Annotated in this window: 24 protein-coding genes; 11 read left to right on the plus strand and 13 right to left on the minus strand. The window is 59.3% G+C overall.

What is annotated here, in order from left to right; all coding sequences use genetic code 11:
* Positions 1-53 precede the first annotated feature (53 nt).
* Genes rfbF through EDE05_RS01195 form a run of 7 tightly spaced genes read left to right on the plus strand, consistent with a single transcriptional unit; the run spans position 54 to position 5831 of the window.
* Positions 54-827, plus strand: coding sequence for a glucose-1-phosphate cytidylyltransferase (gene rfbF / locus EDE05_RS01165; RefSeq protein WP_105370657.1), 774 nt, complete (start codon positions 54-56; stop codon positions 825-827).
* Positions 809-1891, plus strand: a complete 1083-nt coding sequence (gene rfbG, locus EDE05_RS01170) for a CDP-glucose 4,6-dehydratase (RefSeq protein ID WP_134099543.1) — start codon at positions 809-811, stop codon at positions 1889-1891. Before rfbF ends, rfbG begins: the two co-directional genes overlap by 19 nt.
* Positions 1888-2448, plus strand: a complete 561-nt coding sequence (locus EDE05_RS01175; RefSeq protein ID WP_132408569.1) for a dTDP-4-dehydrorhamnose 3,5-epimerase family protein — start codon at positions 1888-1890, stop codon at positions 2446-2448. Before rfbG ends, EDE05_RS01175 begins: the two co-directional genes overlap by 4 nt.
* Positions 2445-3668, plus strand: coding sequence for a class I SAM-dependent methyltransferase (locus tag EDE05_RS01180; RefSeq protein WP_208325198.1), 1224 nt, complete (start codon positions 2445-2447; stop codon positions 3666-3668). Before EDE05_RS01175 ends, EDE05_RS01180 begins: the two co-directional genes overlap by 4 nt.
* Positions 3669-3723: 55 nt before the next feature.
* Positions 3724-4212: an acyltransferase gene (locus EDE05_RS01185; protein WP_105370653.1), complete on the plus strand. Its 489-nt coding sequence runs from the start codon at positions 3724-3726 to the stop codon at positions 4210-4212.
* The gene (locus EDE05_RS01190; RefSeq protein WP_134099548.1) at positions 4209-5012 is read left to right on the plus strand and encodes an SDR family oxidoreductase; all 804 of its coding nucleotides are present in this window, start codon (positions 4209-4211) and stop codon (positions 5010-5012) included. The genes EDE05_RS01185 and EDE05_RS01190 overlap by 4 nt, the downstream gene beginning before the upstream one ends.
* A 39-nt stretch (positions 5013-5051) precedes the next feature.
* Complete coding sequence (locus EDE05_RS01195) at positions 5052-5831, plus strand: cephalosporin hydroxylase family protein (RefSeq protein ID WP_105370651.1); 780 nt, start codon at positions 5052-5054, stop codon at positions 5829-5831.
* 105 nt (positions 5832-5936) lie between these two features.
* Here EDE05_RS01195 and EDE05_RS01200 read toward each other — a convergent pair whose 3' ends face one another.
* The 13 genes from EDE05_RS01200 to EDE05_RS01260 are packed head-to-tail and all read right to left on the minus strand — an operon-like array spanning position 5937 to position 14893.
* Positions 5937-6455, minus strand: coding sequence for a flagellar basal body-associated FliL family protein (locus EDE05_RS01200; protein ID WP_105370650.1), 519 nt, complete (start codon positions 6453-6455; stop codon positions 5937-5939).
* Positions 6456-6495: 40 nt separating this feature from the next.
* Positions 6496-7215, minus strand: a complete 720-nt coding sequence (flgH, locus tag EDE05_RS01205; protein WP_105370649.1) for a flagellar basal body L-ring protein FlgH — start codon at positions 7213-7215, stop codon at positions 6496-6498.
* On the minus strand, positions 7212-7769 hold the full coding sequence (locus EDE05_RS01210) for a MotE family protein (RefSeq protein WP_105370648.1): 558 nt from the start codon (positions 7767-7769) through the stop codon (positions 7212-7214). The genes flgH and EDE05_RS01210 overlap by 4 nt, the downstream gene beginning before the upstream one ends.
* Positions 7766-8845 carry a flagellar basal body P-ring protein FlgI gene (locus EDE05_RS01215; RefSeq protein WP_245422753.1) on the minus strand — a complete coding sequence of 360 codons (1080 nt, stop codon included), beginning with the start codon at positions 8843-8845 and terminating at the stop codon, positions 7766-7768. Before EDE05_RS01215 ends, EDE05_RS01210 begins: the two co-directional genes overlap by 4 nt.
* 32 nt (positions 8846-8877) lie before the next feature.
* On the minus strand, positions 8878-9318 hold the full coding sequence (flgA, locus tag EDE05_RS01220) for a flagellar basal body P-ring formation chaperone FlgA (protein ID WP_245505065.1): 441 nt from the start codon (positions 9316-9318) through the stop codon (positions 8878-8880).
* A gap of 60 nt (positions 9319-9378) precedes the next feature.
* On the minus strand, positions 9379-10167 hold the full coding sequence (gene flgG, locus EDE05_RS01225; protein ID WP_105370645.1) for a flagellar basal-body rod protein FlgG: 789 nt from the start codon (positions 10165-10167) through the stop codon (positions 9379-9381).
* Positions 10168-10185: 18 nt separating this feature from the next.
* Positions 10186-10521: a flagellar hook-basal body complex protein FliE gene (locus tag EDE05_RS01230; RefSeq protein ID WP_105370644.1), complete on the minus strand. Its 336-nt coding sequence runs from the start codon at positions 10519-10521 to the stop codon at positions 10186-10188.
* Positions 10518-10937, minus strand: coding sequence for a flagellar basal body rod protein FlgC (flgC, locus tag EDE05_RS01235; RefSeq protein ID WP_105370643.1), 420 nt, complete (start codon positions 10935-10937; stop codon positions 10518-10520). Before flgC ends, EDE05_RS01230 begins: the two co-directional genes overlap by 4 nt.
* Positions 10938-10941: 4 nt before the next feature.
* Complete coding sequence (flgB, locus tag EDE05_RS01240) at positions 10942-11328, minus strand: flagellar basal body rod protein FlgB (protein ID WP_112797268.1); 387 nt, start codon at positions 11326-11328, stop codon at positions 10942-10944.
* Between the two features lie 53 nt (positions 11329-11381).
* Positions 11382-11954, minus strand: a complete 573-nt coding sequence (locus EDE05_RS01245) for a flagellar protein (RefSeq protein WP_105370641.1) — start codon at positions 11952-11954, stop codon at positions 11382-11384.
* A 7-nt stretch (positions 11955-11961) separates the two neighbouring features.
* The gene (gene fliI, locus EDE05_RS01250; protein WP_105370640.1) at positions 11962-13359 is read right to left on the minus strand and encodes a flagellar protein export ATPase FliI; all 1398 of its coding nucleotides are present in this window, start codon (positions 13357-13359) and stop codon (positions 11962-11964) included.
* A gap of 18 nt (positions 13360-13377) precedes the next feature.
* Complete coding sequence (gene flgF / locus EDE05_RS01255) at positions 13378-14115, minus strand: flagellar basal-body rod protein FlgF (protein WP_132408557.1); 738 nt, start codon at positions 14113-14115, stop codon at positions 13378-13380.
* Between the two features lies 1 nt (position 14116).
* Positions 14117-14893 carry a DUF1217 domain-containing protein gene (locus EDE05_RS01260; protein ID WP_166675411.1) on the minus strand — a complete coding sequence of 259 codons (777 nt, stop codon included), beginning with the start codon at positions 14891-14893 and terminating at the stop codon, positions 14117-14119.
* A gap of 176 nt (positions 14894-15069) precedes the next feature.
* On the opposite strand from EDE05_RS01260, the gene motA reads away from it, so the two are divergent.
* The 4 genes from motA (at position 15070) to fliG (ending at position 18636) form a co-directional block, all read left to right on the plus strand.
* The gene (gene motA, locus EDE05_RS01265) at positions 15070-15939 is read left to right on the plus strand and encodes a flagellar motor stator protein MotA (RefSeq protein WP_105370638.1); all 870 of its coding nucleotides are present in this window, start codon (positions 15070-15072) and stop codon (positions 15937-15939) included.
* On the plus strand, positions 15939-16892 hold the full coding sequence (locus EDE05_RS01270; RefSeq protein WP_166675412.1) for a FliM/FliN family flagellar motor switch protein: 954 nt from the start codon (positions 15939-15941) through the stop codon (positions 16890-16892). The genes motA and EDE05_RS01270 overlap by 1 nt, the downstream gene beginning before the upstream one ends.
* 66 nt (positions 16893-16958) lie before the next feature.
* Complete coding sequence (gene fliN / locus EDE05_RS01275) at positions 16959-17555, plus strand: flagellar motor switch protein FliN (RefSeq protein WP_134099554.1); 597 nt, start codon at positions 16959-16961, stop codon at positions 17553-17555.
* Between the two features lie 28 nt (positions 17556-17583).
* The gene (gene fliG, locus EDE05_RS01280) at positions 17584-18636 is read left to right on the plus strand and encodes a flagellar motor switch protein FliG (RefSeq protein WP_105370636.1); all 1053 of its coding nucleotides are present in this window, start codon (positions 17584-17586) and stop codon (positions 18634-18636) included.
* The last annotated feature ends 44 nt before the right edge of the window (positions 18637-18680 follow it).

Here is an 18680-nt window from a genome sequence, read left to right on the forward strand (position 1 = left end):
GGGATCTCGATCGAGGGAGCGGATCCCGCCCCCTGCAGGCAGGGAGAGAAAGAATGAAAGCTGTTATTTTGGCCGGTGGGTTAGGGACCCGCATTTCGGAAGAGACACATCTCCGGCCCAAGCCGATGATCGAAATCGGCGGCCGCCCAATCCTGTGGCACATCATGAAACTCTATTCCGCCCATGGTGTGAACGAGTTCATCATCTGCTGCGGATACAAGGGATATGTCATCAAGGAGTATTTCGCGAACTACTTCCTGCACATGTCGGACGTGACATTCGACATGGCCTACAACGAAATGCAGGTTCACCGCCGCAGTGCCGATCCATGGAAAGTGACGCTGATCGACACCGGCGAAGCCACTATGACCGGCGGCCGCCTGAAACGCGTCGAGGAATATCTCCGCAACGAAGAGAGCTTCTGCTTCACATACGGTGACGGTTTAAGCGACGTGAATATCACGGAGGTGGTGAAGTTCCATCGCACCCACGGGAAGATGGCAACGGTCACCGCGGTTCATCCTCCGGGCCGCTACGGCGCCCTGGAGCGTTCCGGCAATCAGGTGACGGGCTTTGTGGAAAAGCCGCGGGGCGATGGCGGCCTGATCAATGGCGGCTTCTTCGTACTTTCGCCGAAATGCATCGAACTCATCGAAGGGGACAACGTGCCGTGGGAATCGGCGCCTATGTCCACATTGGCAGCGATGGGCGAAATGATGGCCTATGAGCATGAAGGTTTTTGGCAGCCGATGGATACGTTGCGCGAAAAGAATCTTCTCGAAGAGCTCTGGGCATCTGGAGATGCACCGTGGAAGATCTGGCCGTGACCGGAGGCGCACTCCCGAACCCCGGCTTCTGGGCAGGCAAGCGGGTCCTTCTCACAGGACATACGGGCTTCAAAGGCGCCTGGCTTTCCATCTGGCTGAAGCGGCTCGGTGCGGAGGTGACCGGCATTTCCTTGCCTCCGGAAACCCAGCCGAACCTGTTCACCCTTGCCCGTCCCGATCTTGCTGCAAGTCATTTCCAGGATATCCGGGACGCCGGGAAGCTCGCCGAACTGGTTAGAGCGGCTTCACCTGAGATCATTCTGCATCTCGGAGCCCAAGCCCTGGTTCGTCCGAGCTATCAGGATCCGATCGGCACATTCGCAACCAACGTGCTGGGGACAGCAAACGTGCTCGAGGCAATTCGCTTCGTGGAAACGGCACGCGTCGTCGTGGCGATCACCACCGACAAGGTCTATCGCAATCTTGAGCACGCCTTCCCCTATCGGGAAACCGACCATCTCGGCGGACACGACCCCTATAGCGCCAGCAAGGCCGCCTGCGAGATCGTGATTTCGAGCTATCGGGATTCGTTTTTGCGGGAAAAAGGCGTAGCAGTCGCCAGTGCTCGGGCCGGCAATGTCATCGGCGGCGGCGACTGGTCGGCGGATAGGCTATTACCGGATGCAGTCCGTGCCTGGCAGTCGGGCAGTGTATTGCAAGTGCGGCGGCCGGAGGCAAAACGCCCCTGGCAGCACGTCCTTGAACCGCTGTCAGCCTACCTCATATTGGCCGAACGGCTCTGGCGCGATCCTTCGTTGGGTGACGCATTCAACTTCGGCCCGGTCAGCCACGAAGCTGCGGCAGTCCGTGAAATCATCGAGATTGCCCGCGCCTCCTACGGCCGCGGCGATGTGCATTATGGCGACGGCACGGAAGGCCCGCACGAGGCCGGTTGGCTTGCACTGGAAACAGCCAAGGCGCGGCATATCTTGGATATCGAGCCGCGCTGGTCGCTGACAGAGGCCGTCGACCGGACCATGAAGTGGTATCGCGCGCAGCGGGATGGCGCCGATGCGCGCGTGCTCTGCGAAACCGAAATCGCCGAATACGAGGCACGCCCTTGAGCCGCTTTACAGTCACCGATCTGCCATTCGCCGGCTTGAAGCTCGTCCAGCGGCAGAACCTCGGTGATTCGCGAGGCTTCCTGTCGCGCATGTTCTGCGCGGAGGAGCTGGCGACTGCCGGTTGGATCAAACCGATTGCCCAGATCAATCTCACTATGACGGCACGCAAAGGCACCTTGCGCGGCATGCATTTCCAGCAACCGCCGCATTCGGAAATGAAGCTGGTCAACTGCATCCGCGGCGCGGTGTTTGACGTGGCCGTCGACCTGCGGGCGGGATCACCTACCTTCCTGAAATGGCACGCCGAAGAACTGTCGGAGGGCAACCGTCGCTCTCTTCTGATCCCCGAGGGTTTCGCGCACGGCTTCCAGGCGCTGACCGATGATTGCGAGCTTCTCTATCTTCATTCGGTGCCCTATGCTCCCGGCTCGGAAGGCGCACTGAATTCACAAGACCCAACGCTCCATATCAATTGGCCGCTCGCTGTTACCGAGATGTCGGAGCGGGACCGAAACCATCCATATCTGACAGAGCAATTTACAGGACTGATCTCATGAAATGCCGCCACTGCGGTAGCGCGCTTCGCTGCGACTTCCTCGATCTTGGCTTCGCGCCGCCGTCCAATGCCTATTTGGCGGCAGAGGACCTTTCCAAGCCGGAAGTCTATTTCCCGTTGCGGCTCAAGGTCTGTGAGGAGTGCTGGCTTGTGCAGACGGAGGATTACGCCTCTGCCGAATCGCTGTTCAGCCCCGAATACGCCTATTTCTCGAGTGCCTCCTCGAGCTGGCTCGTCCACGCGGCGCGCTATGTCGAGATGATCACCAGGCGTCTCGGCCTTGGACAGCAGAGCATGGTCATCGAGGTCGCTTCGAACGATGGATACCTGCTCAAGAACTTCGTGGCGGCCGGCATTCCCTGCCTCGGCGTCGAGCCGACCGACAGCACGGCGGATGCTGCCGAAAAGCTCGGGATACCGGTGCTCCGGGAATTCTTCGGGGAAGCACTCGGCAAGCGGCTCGCCGATGAAAGCAAAGGCGCGGACCTTATCCTTGGAAACAACGTCTACGCGCATGTGCCCGACATCAACGATTTCACCAAGGGGATCAAGGCGGCGCTCAAGGCCGGCGGCACGGTCACGCTCGAATTTCCGCATGTCATGCGGCTGATCGAGCAGAACCAGTTCGACACCGTCTATCACGAACATTTCTCCTACCTTTCCCTGTTCACCGTCGGAAAGATCTTCGAAAGCGCCGGTCTGCGGGTGTTCGATGTCGAGGAGTTGCCGACCCATGGCGGAAGTCTGCGCGTCTATGGATGCCATGCGGACGATCCGCGTCAGACGACCGACGCCGTCACGACACTGCTTGCCGAGGAAGAAACACGAGGCCTACGCAGTTCCGCAGTCTACGCGGACTTCCAGGTGAAGGCCGAGAAGGTCAAGAACGACGCCCTCGCCTTCCTCATCGAAGCCAAACGCGCCGGGAAGACGGTGGCGGCCTATGGCGCTGCCGCCAAGGGAAACACGCTCCTCAACTTCGCGGGCGTCAAGCCGGACCTGGTGCCCTTCGTCTGCGATGCAGCGGCGGCCAAGCAGAACAAGTTCATGCCGGGCAGCCATATCCCGATCCTCCATCCGGACGTAATCTCCGAGCGGCGGCCCGACTATGTCTTGATCATGCCCTGGAACATCGCGACGGAGGTTCGTCAGCAGCTGGCTACTCTTGCCGAGCAGGGCACCAAATTCGTCACCGCCGTGCCGGATCTGAAAATTCAGTAACGCCGCTTTCCGTCTCCCTCAGCAGGGATAACGGAAAATCACGAAGGTAAGAACCGTGATCGAAATCCACCCGTCAGCACGAGTAAGCTCACTTGCGGATATCGAGGATTCGACGCGCGGCACGAAGATCGTTGTCGGCGAGAACAGCGTGATCGACAGTTTCGTCAAGATCAAGCCCGCCGGCGGCAATGGCGATCTCACGTTCGGCCGGTTCTGCTATATCAATAGCGGCTGCGTCTTCTATACCGGCAATGGCATCGAATTCGGCGATCATGTGCTCGTTGCGGCCAACTGCACCTTCGCGCCCGTAAACCATGCCTTCAAGGACAAGGATCGCCTGATTCGCGAACAAGGCTTTCAACCGACCCGGGGCGGCATCCGCATCGAGGACGATGTCTGGATCGGTGCCAATGTGGTGATTCTGGATGGTGCACACCTGCGCAAGGGCTGCGTGATCGCGGCAGGCTCGATCGTTCGGGGGGAAGTCGCACCCTATACGATCGTCGGCGGCAATCCGCTCAAGGTTCTGGGGCATCGCGAATGAGATTCACCGTTCTCGGCGCATCGGGATTTGTCGGACGGCACGTCGTACGGTTTCTGCGCGCGGCCGGTTACGAGGTAATGCCCGTTTCGCGGGACAATTTTGGCGAAGCGCGTGGAGATCTGGGGCACTGCATCTACGCAATCGGGCTAACGGCAGATTTCCGTACCCGTCCTTTCGATACGATCGAAGCGCATGTGACGCTTGCAGCAAACCTCCTGCGCGATGTCGATTTCCAATCGTTCCTCTATCTCTCCTCGACCCGGATCTACGCAAACAGCAGCGATACGCTAGAAGACGGCCTGCTTTCCGCACACCCTTCCAACCCTTCCGACCTCTACAATCTTTCCAAGATGACCGGGGAATCGATCTGCCTGTCGTCAGGGCGGCCGGGCGTACGCATCGCGCGGCTTTCCAATGTCGTAGGCCCGAACGAAGCGGGTTCTGACACATTTGTCGGCGAGCTTTGCCGGGAAGCACAGCAAGGCCATATTCAGCTCCGCACCGCGCTCGATTCTGCGAAAGACTATATCTGGATCGATGACGTGTCCCGCCTGCTGGCCGAGATCGCCATCGCAGGCAGGCAGGCAATATATAATGTGGCGAGCGGCACCGATCTCAGCCATCGGGCGTGGGTTTCTGCCATCGCCAATGCGACGGGTTGTTCCTTCGCCGTCGACGAGAATGCCCCGACCACCAGTTTCCCACCGATCTCCACGGCCAGGATCAAAGACGAATTCGGTTTTACGCCCTCGCCCGTCCTCGATTTCTTGCCATTGGTCCTCAACCGCGAAGCAGCGTAATAGTTGCTGCAAGGCGCACGATAGAGAAGGTAGACACACATGAACCCGATCGAACAATTTCAGCAGGAGCGCAGGGCGACCGCGGAAGGCTATGCCAATGATCAGGAATTTCTTGGGCTAAGCTCTGCCTGGCGCGAGATGTCCATGGCCAAGCGGTATGTCTATAACTTCGATTGGCTCGGGCGCCCGATCATTCAGTATCCGCAGGACATGCAGGCGATCCAGGAGCTCATCTGGGCGACCCGCCCCGACCTTGTGATCGAAACGGGCATTGCCCATGGCGGCTCGCTGATCCTTAGCGCGTCGATGCTTGCGCTGCTCGATATGTGCGATGCCATTGAAGCGGGCACGACGATCGATCCCAAGAAATCAGATCGCAAGGTGATCGGCATCGATATCGACATCCGCACCCATAATCGCGAGGCGATCGAGACCCATCCGATGGCAAGCCGCATCCAGATGTTCGAAGGATCGTCGGTCGCAAAGGAGATCGTCGATGCGGTGCGCGAAGCCGCGGCTCCCTACAAGCGGGTGATGGTCTGCCTTGATTCGATGCATACTCACGAACACGTGCTTGCCGAGCTCGAAGCCTATGCACCACTCGTGACGCCCGGCTGCTATTGCGCGGTGTTCGATACCTTTGTCGAAGACCTGCCGCGCGATTTCTTCAAGGATCGCCCCTGGAACCCCGGCGACAATCCGAAGACCGCCGTTTTCGAGTATCTGAAAAGCCATCCGGAATTCGAGATCGACAAATCCGTCGAAAACAAGCTGCTCGTCACCGTCGCTCCCGACGGTTTCCTGAAGCGGGTGCGATAGTCCGCTCTTCACAGCCCTTCCGGAACATCCGGAAGGGTATCCTTGGACAAAACAAAACCGGCCTGACGATGTCAGGCCGGTTTTGTCGTCGATAGTGGAATGGCGTTATTCCACCACGAAAGATCTGAGCATGATCTTGCTGACCTTGCCTTGCGAGCGAAGATCGACGCGTTCCTGGAGGTCGTCCTTCAGGTATTGGAAGCCGCGCGGCCCCTCGATCTGCTGCAATGAGACGGTCCGCATGTAGGCGAGAATATCCTGATGGATATCTTCAGCGAGGGGCAGTTCCGGCGCGCCCTTGAAGGCGAGCGCCACCTCGAGGCGGATCCAGTTCTCGGACGGATAGGCGAGATTGGTGGTGATCGGCTCAAGGAGAACGACGCCCGCAGCTTCCGTGGAGATATGAGGCAGCCCCTCCTCCTTCTTGCCTTCGCCATGTTCGCCGCCAGCGGCGGCTTCTTCATGCTGCGCTTCGGCCGCCGGATCCTTGGGCGCGATCATTTTGCCGACGAACCAGCCGCCGCCGGCGCCGACAAGCGTGAGGACGGAAAGGCCCGCGATCAGCATTACGGAGCCACCCTTCTTCTTGCCACCGGCTTCGCCTGCCTGTGCTTCTTCCGCCATGGTCTTCAAACCCTCAAAAAGAGATCTCTATACGATACCGTCAGAAGGGCGAGAACAGGTCGACCACCTGCTGGCCGACCGGAGGCTGCTGAACTTCCATCAGACGGCCGCGGCCGCCGTAGGAGATGCGGGCTTCGGCGATTTTGTCGTAGGAGATCGTGTTCTGCGAATCGACATCTTGGGGCCGCACGATGCCTGCGACGTTCAGGATGCGGATCTCGTGGTTGACGCGGACTTCCTGAGAACCGCTGATCAGGAGATTGCCGTTCTCGAGAATGCCGGTGACCACTGCCGCGACCAGCAGCTTGAGGGATTCGGACCGCTTCGTCTTGCCCTTTCCTTCCGAATCCGTGCTCGAATTCGACCCAAGGTCGCCGGTCGCTTCCGCTTCCGGCGTCCAGCCGAAGAGGTTGCTCACGCCGAGCTCCCATTTCAGCCCGGTCGAGTTGGTGCGGCTGCGTTCGGTCTCGTTGTCGAAGGTCGCCTTGTCGTTGATCTTGATGTCGACCGTAAGGATGTCACCGACGTTCAGCGCACGTGCATCCTTGAACAGCGCCGCCTGGCTATCGCTCCAGAGCGAATAGCCGCTTGCAAGCTGCCGCGGCTGCTTCGGATAGGAGGACATCTGCGGCGTCTGCGCATATTGCAGGCCGCTGCCGATCGGACTCATCGACGGCGCATTGCCGATCTCCCTGATCGTCTGGCTTTGGCAGCCGGCCAGAAGGAGAACGGCCATGATGGCTTGAATGCGTTTCGTCATGAGGGCGCTTTCGGAGTATTGGGACGTGCTTTCGAGGTATTCGGATCGGTTGCGCTGGAAATGATCGTGGAGATCATGCCGGCTTTTTCCGGATCCATTTCACTCAGGAAAAGAGCGGACTGACGCGCCGGGAGCTGCATGATGATCGCCGCGGCAATCTCCATTCGCATCTCCTGGAGCTGCGGAGCCGCGGCGTCGGGTTTCATGGTCTTGAACATATCAACGAGGCCGGCCTGGGCGCGCGCAAGGAAGTCGTTGCGGCGCTTCAGCCAGTCCTGGTATTCGGCGGTGCGCTGCTCGAGCGCCTCTATCCGGGCGTCCACGTCCGCCTGCAGCTTTTCGAGCTCCTGCTTCTGCAGCAGATAACGCTGGTCCCGCGCCGCATCGGCGATGTTGGTGCAGAACTTCTGGATCTCGTCGTTGGTGGACGCTTCAGAAATCGTCGCCGGCTGTTGCGCACCCACCTGGGAGACCAACGTAAGGACCGCCGCTGCCGTCAGGACACGTCGTGCAAGCGTCTTGGATACGGATATGGTGAACAGGGTCTCGGTCATTGCAGGACGAGCTCCGCTTGAAGGGCACCGGCAGACTTGATGCCCTGCAGGATGGCGATAATACCATCCGGCTTGACGCCGATGCTGTTGAGGCCGGCCACAAGGGTCCGCAGATCAGGGCCGTTCAAGATCGCGACCTGCCCGCCATCCTTCATAGCCATGATGTCCGTCTGCTCCTGAACTGCGGTCTCGCCGCGGGAGAAAGGCTCAGGTTGAACGATCTGCGGTGTTTCTGTGACCTGCACGGTCAGGGTGCCGTAGCTCACCGCCACGCGGGATACTTTGACATCCGCCCCGATGACGATCGTGCCGGTGCGCTCGTTGACGACAACTTTTGCCGGGGTATCGGTCTCGACCACCAGATTTTCGATCTCGGCCATCAGACGGGTCAGGTCCGCAGATTTCGGCTTCTGGACAATGACTTCCTGGCTGTCGCGCGGTTCCGCAACCGGACCGCCGTAGCGGCGGGACGCAAAGGCGTTGACGCTATCGGCAATTCGTACCGCTGTCGAAAAATCGGGATTGCGCAGCTGCAGGACAAGATTGACCGAGTCCTTGAACTTGGACGGCAGTTCACGCTCGATGATGGCACCGTTTGGAACGCGGCCGGCAGTCGTAACGCCTTCGGTCAGCGTCGCGGCCTGACCCTGGGCGGAAAAGCCGGAAACGATCAAGGCGCCCTGGGCGACCGCGTAAATCTGGCCGTCAGCGCCGGAAAGCGAAGTCATGACCAGGGTGCCGCCGCGCAGAGAGGTGGCGTCGCCGAGGGAGCTGACATTGACGTCGATGCGGCTGCCCGGGCTTGCGAAGGGGGGCAGGTTCGCCGTCACCATTACAGCGGCGACGTTTTTGGCGTTCGCCTGGCTGCCCTGCATTGAGATGCCGAGGTTCTGCAGCATCGCGCGCATCGACTGATCGGTAAATGGAGAGGAGCGCAGACTGTCGCCGGACCCTTGAAGACCGACGACGAGGCCGTAACCGATAAGCTGGTTGTCGCGGCCGGACTGCAGTGAGGCGATATCCTTGATGCGCGCGTTATCGGCGGATGCCGGCACCGCCCATAGAAGCGATCCCATCAGGACAAGAGCGGGGAATAGCCAGTTCTTTTTCATTTCGCCATCACCTGTACCGTGCCGTCAGCCATGACGGTGCCGCTGACCGTGACGCCCGAATCGGTGTTGCGCACGCGGATGACATCGCCGACCGCGGCATTCTCAAGCGGCGAACCCGAGGCCGAGATGGTCATGTTGCCGATTGAGAAGGTCAGGCGGACAGAGGAACCCCGCGTCACGGCAAATGCCTCGCGCAACGCAGAGACCGAAATGGTTCGCCCCGGCAGCAGGGTACGCTTGGCTACCATGCCGACAACTTCCTGGGAGGAGCGGGCGTAATCGCCCGAGAGATTCGGATTGGTGACCTCGACCTCTTCGACCTTGCCGGCGGAAATTTCCTCGCCCGGATAGATGGTCGAGGTCGGCACGACCGCCGTTCCCATTCCGGCAAGAGCGGGCGAACCCGCTCCGGCAAGGAGAGCAGCCAGCAAAGGCATAGCCAGCCTGGCCCCGATCGCATTCTTCCGGCGAAACCTCATGTCTCCCGTCTCCTGTTATTATTTCAGGTTCTTACTGACGATCTGCGCCATCTCATCCGCGGTGGTAATGACCTTGGAATTCATCTCGTAAGCACGCTGGGCTGAAATCAGGTCGGTGATTTCCTTGACGGCATCGACGTTCGACGATTCCAGATAACCTTGCTTCAGATAACCGAAGCCTGGATCTTCCGGCGCGGCAACGATCGGCTCGCCGGATGCCGCGGTCTGTGCAAACAGGTTGTCGCCGAGCGGCTGGAGGCCGGCCTCGTTCACGAAGTTGGCAACCGTCAACTGACCGATTTCGGTGAAATCGCTGGAACTACCGACGCGGACCATGACCTGGCCGGTACGGGTGATCTGGGTTTCACTCACATCCGCCGGAAAGGTGATGTTCGGCACGATCGCATAACCGTCGATCGTGACGAGCTGCCCTTGCGCATTCTTGTTGAAGGCGCCGGCGCGGCTGTAGAGCGTCGTGCCGTCCGGAGACTGGACCTGATACCAGCCGCGGCCGACTATCGCGACGTCGAGGTCGTTTTCCGTATGCGACAGTTCACCCTGGGTGTGGATGTTACGAACGGCGGAGGTTTGCACGCCAAGACCGATATTGGCGCCTTCCGGCACGATCGCCTGGTTGGCACGGTTCGGAACGCCCTGAGCCCGCTCGCTTTGATAAAGCAGATCGGAAAACTCGGCACGCGCGCGTTTATAGCCCGTGGTGTTGATGTTGGCGATGTTGTTCGCGATGACTTCGAGATTGGTCTGCTGGGCATCCATGCCCGTTGCTGCGACGGAAAGCGCTCTCATGTCTTCGTCCTCAAAACTTTAGATCTGCATTTTCGTGATTTCGAGATAGGCCGAGACGATCTTGTCGCGGAGCGACATGGCCGTCTGAAGCGATTGCTGTGCTTCCAGCACCGCATCGACGACTTCACGGGTGTTAGCCTTGCCCTGTATCCCCTTGAAGGACATTGCTTCGGCGCCCTTCAGACTATTCATGGTGTCGGTCGCCATGTCGCCCAGAACCTGGGCGAAGTTCATGCCGGTATTCTCGCCGGGCGTCAGCGATGTCGTGCCGAGCGCCGATCCCGTCGTGGAGCCGATCTCATCGATGCCGTTGCCGAGCGAAAGAGAGCTAACGTTTTGAATTTTTTCGATCATTGTCCGGCCTTCAGAAGGTCAATCGTCGCAGCGATCAATTCGCGCGTCTGCTTGATGGTCTGGATGTTGGCTTCGTAGGAGCGATTGGCTTCGCGCATGTCCGCCATCTCGATCAGCATGTTGACGTTGGGCATCTTGACCATGCCCTTCTCGTCTGCAGCCGGGTTGCCCGGGTCGTATTCCAGAGCGAATTTCGAATTGTCGACGCCGAGCTTCTCGACCTCCACCACGTCGACGCCACTTGCCTTGTCGAGTTCGGCACCGAAGGTGATCGTCTTGCGACGGTAGGGGTCCGCACCGGGCGTATCTCCGGTCGAGCGGGCGTTGGCGATGTTTTCGGAAACGATGCGCAGGCGGGTCGCCTGTGCTTCCATTCCCGATCCAGCGATCTTCAGCGAGGCTGAAAGCGGATCCATTTGCTTACCTCTTAACTATCATCAGCATCATGCTGTGAAACGACTTCACCAGACCTGTGCTCAGTTCGTATTGGCGCTTGATTTCACCCGTCTTCGACAGCTCTTCGGACAGCGAGACGGTATTGCCGGATTCCTGGACGCCGATCTCTTCGTTCAGTTCCGATTCCTTGATTTCGACCTCGTCGCTGATGTTGTTTGCAGCGAAGTGGGAGGCATGGGTGCGAGCCATCGGAACATATGTCTGCTCGAGGACGGCATCGAAGGGCGATACGTCCTTCGCCTTATATTTCGGCGTATTGGCGTTCGCGATATTGCCTGCAACCACCTCCTGGCGCACGGAAAGCCACTCGGCCTGACGTGATGCCATTTCAAAGAGCTGAATCGGTTGCATAGGCTTCTCTCCATTATTTGCCTGAAGCCTAGGCTGGTAACCTTGCGTCGGACTTACGGTCGCGACGTTTGCGTGTCCTGATAGACTTGTCCCGTGGATGTGATGATCACCCATTTGCCGTCACGCTGCTCGAGCGTGGCGAGCTTGCTGTTATCGGGCAGGATCGAACCGACGCGGACCATGTACATGCCCGCGCCGTCCTCGATCAAAGCACGGCCGTTGGCGACATGCAGCAGCTTGAAGCCGCTCTTTCCCGGAAACGGCTGCTCTTCGCGAAAAGCACCCCTGTCACGCGCTTCGCCCACCGATGAGGTGGTGGCGGTCGTCAGAGCATCGGTAGGTTCGGGTGGAGCCGGCCAGTCCTCCTTGGAGCTGTCCGTCATGGCGAGCGGCGAGACATTGACGACCGGACGTCCCGCGCCAGGAGGCAGGTCACGAGTGCGTCCGAGCTCCGTGGTGCGGATGCCGAACTTCTCCTCGTTGAAGAAGACATACCAGGGGAAAGAAGCGGAGGCCGCTGCAAGCGCCACACCAACGGCAATCAGGATCTTGTCGCCAAGCCGCGAGGCGGCCTTTGGCGTTCTGTGCGGAGGTGCGGCCTCGTCTTCGTGGTGTAAGTCGCTCATCCCACAATCACCTTCTTGCTATGGCGGATGGCGGAGTGCCCTGCCCCGCAGCAGCCCGCAGTGCGTTCGCCAGGTCCGCATAGGCGTCGAGAGCCGGCTTTTCCCCCGGCGTCTGTTTCAGGACCTCATAGATGACCGGCACCTGCTTGATCGCCATGTCGAGGTCCGGATCGCTGCCGGCGCGATAACCCCCGATCAGGCGCAGGTCGCGCGTTTCCTCGTAGCGATGCACGAGCGATTTCAGACGTGCGACCAGCTTTTCCTGGTCATCCGTCCACGCCTTTCGGGCCAGACGTGAGATTGAGGCAAGCGGATTGATCGGCGGATAGCGCCCTTCCTCTGCAAGCGAACGGTCGAGCACGATATGCCCGTCCAGAATACCGCGGGTAGAGTCCGCAATCGGGTCATTGTGGTTATCGCCGTCGACGAGGATCGAGATGATTGCGGTGATCGTGCCCGTTCCCTCGACGCCCGGACCCGCGCGCTCCAGCAGGCGCGGCAATTCCGTAAACACCGACGCCGGATAGCCACGGGCGATCGGCGGTTCGCCCGACGCGACGGCGACTTCCCGAATGGCATGGGCAAAACGCGTCACGCTGTCGGCGATGAACAGCACGTTGTCGCCCTGATCCCGGAAGTGCTCCGCAATCGTAATGGCAACCAGCGGCGCCATTTTCCTCAGCATCGGGCTTTCATCGCTGGTCGCGACGACAGCGATCGATTTCGCCATGTTGTCGCCAAGCGTATCCTCAATGAATTCACGCACTTCGCGGCCACGTTCGCCGACCAGCGCGATCACCACCTTGTCGAAGGCATCGGCCCGAGCAAGCATGGACAGCAAAGTCGATTTACCGACACCGGAACCGGCAAAGATGCCGAGACGCTGACCGAGGCAGAGCGGCGAGAAGATATCGATTGCCCTGACGCCGGTCTTGAAACCGGTCTCGACGCGGCTGCGCGTCATCGAGGGTGGCGCGGTGTTGGCGATAGAACGGGGATTGTGACCTTTGGAGATCGGCCCCTTGCCGTCGATCGGCTCACAAAGCGAGCTGATCGTCCGGCCGCACCAGCTATCGTCCGGAGCGACCCGAAAAGCGCCTTTGCGGATGACGGTGTCTCCGATGCCGATCGGTTCGCCCGGCTCGATCGGGCTGACATAGACGATATCCGGCTCGACACGAACGACCTCGCCCAGATGAATACCGGTCGCACTGCGGTGAGCGACGAATTCGCCAAGCCGCACATGCTTCGAAAGGCCGGCAACGGTATAGTGTCCTGCGGCGATGGTCCTGACATGACCACCATGCGCGACAGAAAAGGCAGGGTTGGCATAGCGCCCTACAAGCCCTGCAAGTTGCGCAAGCTTGCCGCCGTTGACTGCATCGAGGATAGCCGCTTCCATCATGGTGGGCTGTCTTTCCTATTAGCTGTTGGATCCGCCGAGCGTCTTGATGGCGGAGCTCATCGAGTTTTCGCTGTCGCGCATCAGAGCCGAAATGCTTTCGAAGGCACGATTGACCTGGATAAGCTGGGTCATCTCACTGATGCCGTTGACGTTGGACTGTTCGACGTAACCCTGCACCACGGAATTCTGCATGCCTTCCAGAACGGGCTGCGGATTGTCGGTCGGAATAACCCCTTCGTTCTCATAGCGAACGAAGCCCTTGGAAATGTCGGCGGTGAAAAGACCGAGAGTGGCGACTGGCTGGTTGTTCTGCATGATGATGCCGTCAGCCCCGACTGTCGGCGGTCCACCGTCACGGTTGAGCTGGATCGGTGCCCCGCCTGCATCCAGGACCGGATAACCCCGGCTGGATCGAAGTTGGCCGGCTTCATCCATGGTGAGACGGCCGTCCCGGGTGAGAACTTGACCCGCCGGCGTGTCGATGGCAAACCAGGCATCGCCCTTGATCGCAAAGTCCAGAGGATTGCCGGTGCGCTGCAGCTCTCCTGTGCGCGTCGACAGATAGTCGTTACCCTGCGTAACGAAGGCCACCTTTGCGTTAAGGTCGTTCTGGGTCTTGCTCAGAACTTCGTCAAATTTGACCTCCGTCGAGCGAAACCCGACGGTGTTCATGTTGGCCATGTTGTCGGCGATCGTGTTCAAGCGGCGCTCGAGCGCGATTTGCGAAGAAATGCCGACGTAAAGTCCGGACTGCATATCATTTGCCTCCGAGTTTCAAATTATTGATCGAGATCAGGAGATCGGTGGAAATCCCGCTCGAGGAAGAGGTGAACAGGCTTGCCGGGTCGTAGCTTTCGGAAGGGTTTTCCAGCTCCCACATGGCGGTGAACCGTTCGAGAAATTTGCCGACCTTGGCCGGATCTTGGAAATCCTCGATATCGACGACCTCTTCGATATATTTTGCCTGTCGGTCGAGGTCCGTGCCAACGATCTCATCGGGCAACTGCAGAGTGGTCCGCATTACTTCCGAGAGAGCATCGTCCGCCAGGATTTCCATGCCGGATTTGATGGTCGGCGCCATACGCTCGAAATAGAGCGCAAGACGCACGCCCATGTTTTCCGCGCCTGCCTCTTCTTCCAGCGTCTGACGCTGAAATTTGTCGACGACGCCCTTCTGGGCCTTTTCGAAGGATGTCGCAGCCGCGCCATGGGCTGCGAAGTTCAGAGATTCCACCAGCGAAGCGTAGCGGCTATCGGAGAGCTTGTTGGCAAAATCGGTATCTGCATCGGTACCTTCAGCCAGGACCTTGCGGATGAAGGCCTTGGCATAAGCCATATCCTCCAGGCCGTGGGCTTTCAGCGCGTAGTTATAGACGCGCGTATCGGCCATGAAATCGTCGAGGGTTTTGATGCTGCCGATCTTGGAAAGGTAATATTCCGTCTCGCGCGCAACATCCGGCTTTTCTGCGACCCGCGCCAGCGATTTCGGCAGGTCGCGGCTGATCATGGCATAGCTGGTATAGGTCGTGATCACGATGGCTCACCAAAGTCTGTGGAGCGGGCAATCCGGTCCGATCCTGGCGAGAACTATGCGCAAAGACTTGCGCGAAGCTGTCCGGCTCCCCTTCGTTCAAAGCGCCGAGAGCCAGCCTCACGCAAGCCAGAGACCGTATCCCAAAACCGAACGAAAACGATCGGCACAGGTTCACGATGAATATTATTATCGGCTTTATCATCTCGGTTGGCTGTATCCTCGGTGGCTTCATGGCCATGGGCGGCCACGTTGACGTTCTCGTTCAGCCCTTCGAGCTCATGATCATCGGCGGTGCAGGCGTCGGCGCGTTCATTATGGGCAACCCGATGAAGGTCGTGAAGGATTCGGGCAAGGCGCTTGGTGAAGCCTTGAAGAATGCAGTGCCGAAAGAACGCAATTATCTCGACGTCCTCGGCGTGCTTTATTCTCTGATGCGGGACCTGCGAACCAAGTCGCGCAACGAAATCGAAGCGCATATCGACAATCCAGACGAATCGTCGATCTTCCAGACCGCCCCGACGGTGCTGAAGAACAAGGAACTGACCGCGTTCATCTGCGACTATGTCCGCCTGATCATCATCGGCAATGCCCGTTCACATGAGATCGAGGCGCTGATGGACGAAGAGCTGGACACGATGTTCCAGGACAAGATGAAGCCCTATCACGCGATTACCGCGGTCGGGGATTCCTTTCCTGCCATCGGTATCATCGCGGCCGTTCTCGGGGTCATCAAGGCGATGAGCAAGATCAACGAGTCCCCCGAGGTTCTCGGCGGCCTGATCGGCGCGGCACTCGTCGGCACCATGCTCGGCATCTTCCTGTCGTACTGCGTCTGCAATCCCATCTGCTCGCAGATCAAGATCGTGCGCGGCAAGCAGCAGCGCCTCTACATCATCGTCAAGCAGACCCTGCTTGCCTACATGAACGGTTCCGTGCCGCAGGTCGCGCTGGAATACGGACGCAAGACAATCTCCAACAAAGAACGCCCTTCGATCGATTCGGTCGAGCAGGAAATGATGAATCCTGGCGGTGAAAAGGCGGCATGATGACGACTAGTGAAACGACCCCAACCCTCGCGCCGGGAATGGATCTGGCGCTTCTCGCGAAACTGACCGGCGGACTTGGCGACAAGAGGACCGTCGAAAAGATCAGCAGCGAATTTGCCCAACTCTACATGGAGTTCCTGCCGGATGTCTTTCACAGCGAAACCGGCATCCGCATCGGCGTGTCCTATGTCAGCTGCACCTCCGGCCTGATGAACGACCTTGTCGCCGATCTCGGCGACGGATTCGCGCTGACCGATGGCAGCCTTCGCAACTGGTGTCCGAACTTCGTGCTTGCCTGCGGCAACAGCTTCGTCATCGCTCTCATGGAGTTGATGCTGGGAGCTGCACCCGAAACGATTACCCAGCCGATCGATCGTCCGCTGTCCGAGATCGAACTGGATCTCGCCGTGATGGTCTTCGAACGGATTGCCAACGTACTCCGCTCCGGCGTCAACGCGCCGGGCGGTTTTGAGGCAAGCCTCGAGCGTCCTCACAACGCTGAGGACCGACCGAAGCCGGAAGACGTTACCCGCCCTGAATTTGGCGTAGCAATCCGAATGGCGTTCGAACTCGGTTCGACCACCTCGGAATTCGCTCTCGTCATTCCGCAGCGCGCCTTTCTCAAAACCAAGGTGACGACTCCCAAGGCGAAAAACCAGGCTCCGAAGGCGAAACCAGAATGGACCGACCGCATGAATGACCAGGTGCGCCGCTCGAATGTAACGCTGGAAGCCCGTATTCGCCTGCAGAAACTTACTCTGGGCACGATCTCCCGGCTGGCGGCCGGCGACGTGATCGCCTTCCAGGACAAGCGGGATGTCCGCGTCCAGGTCAGTGCCAATGGCAAAGACATGTACTCGTGCGAATTTGGGCGATCGGGCGAACGTTATACAGTCCGCGTAAAGGATAATATCAGCACGGACGACGAGATTCTCAGGCATCTGATAGGTTAGACCCGCACCGGCCTGTACACTTCGGCAGGGCAGGCTGACGCAAGTTTCAACAGGAATAATGACCGCATGGCTACGAAGAAGACACCTCTCACCGAAGACGACGCGCTGATGCCTCTCGACAATGGAGTCGAACTGGACCAGGCCATCGACGATCTGCGCGGCGTCTTGAAGGCTGACGCCGACGGCGGTGTGCCGGGCTTCGACGCCGATTTTGGCGCGTCGGGGACCAGCGATTTTTCAGCAGACGCTCCTGCCTTTGGCGGCGGCTTCGAAGCACAGACCGATAGCTTCGGCGGCGGTGCTGATTTTGCCGGCGGTACTACCTTCGGCGGCGACAGCAGTTTCGGCGGCAGCGATTTCGGCAGCTCTTCTGCAAGTACGGGTTATCAAGAGCCGGGCAGCGCCCTGAACGCAAATCTCGATCTGATCATGGATATCCCGATCGACGTCGAGATCGTGCTGGGCACCAGCCGTATGCAGGTTTCCGGCCTGATGAGCCTTGAAGAGGGCGCCACGATCGCGCTCGACAAAAGAATTGGCGAACCGGTGGAAATCATGGTCAACGGCCGCCGCATCGGCAAGGGCGAGATCACCGTCCTTGAAAATGACGACACGCGCTTCGGTGTCAAACTGACGGAAGTACTGAGCACGAGAAGAACCTGATCCCTGTTCGGGACAGAGAGGGAAGACCATGATGGACTTTGAGGATTTCGGCGGTAGCGCGCTCTCTACAAAACCGTTGTCCCAGGCCGAAAAGGCTGCGGCGGTTCTGCTTGCCATGGGCAAGGGCATCGCCGGCAAACTTCTCAAGTATTTTACCCAGAGTGAGCTGCAGAACATCATCGCATCGGCGCAGACATTGCGGACGATTCCCCCGGATGAACTTCTTCAGCTCGTGAACGAATTCGAGGACCTGTTCACCGAAGGCACCGGCCTCATGGACAATGCCGCGGCAATCGAGGGCATTCTCGAAGCCGGCTTGACCCCGGAAGAAGTGGACGGGCTGCTTGGGCGCCGCGCCGCATTCCAGGGTTACGAAGCCAACATCTGGGACCGGTTGCAGGATGCCGAGCCGGCATTCATCGGCAAGTTCCTGTCACGCGAACATCCGCAGACAATCGCTTACATTCTCTCTCAGATGCCGTCGAGTTTCGGTGCGAAAGTACTGCTGCAGCTTCCCGACAGCCGCCGCGCCGATGTCATGAATCGCGCGGTCAACATGAAGGAAGTCAGCCCGAAGGCAGCGCAGATCATCGAAAACCGCGTGGTCGAACTGATTGCCGCCGTCGACGCAGAGCGCAACTCCAACGGCTCCAACAAGGTTGCCGAACTTATGAACGAACTCGAGAAGAGCCAGGTCGACACGCTGCTCAACTCGCTCGAAACGATCAGCAAGGAATCGGTCAACAAGGTCCGCCCGAAGATCTTCCTCTTCGAAGACCTGCTGTACATGCCGCAGCGCAGCCGTGTCCTGCTTTTGAACGACGTCGCATCGGACATCCTGACCATGGCGCTTCGCGGTGCGAGCAACGAGATCAAGGAATGCGTGCTCTCTGCCATCAGCCCCCGCCAACGCCGCATGATCGAAAGCGATCTTCAGGTTCAGCCCGCCAGCCTCAACCCTCGGGAAGTGGCAATCGCCCGCCGCGCGGTGGCGCAGGAAGCGATCCGGCTCGCCAATTCCGGACAAATCCTTCTCAAGGAAGAGAAGAAGGACGACGAGAAGCCTGCGGAAGCGGCCTGATCACGAGCAGTGCACGAGGAAGAGACCGGAGCGGGCGACCGCTC

Source organism: Neorhizobium sp. R1-B (assembly GCF_004368875.1).
GTDB classification, from domain to species: Bacteria; Pseudomonadota; Alphaproteobacteria; order Rhizobiales; family Rhizobiaceae; genus Neorhizobium; species Neorhizobium huautlense.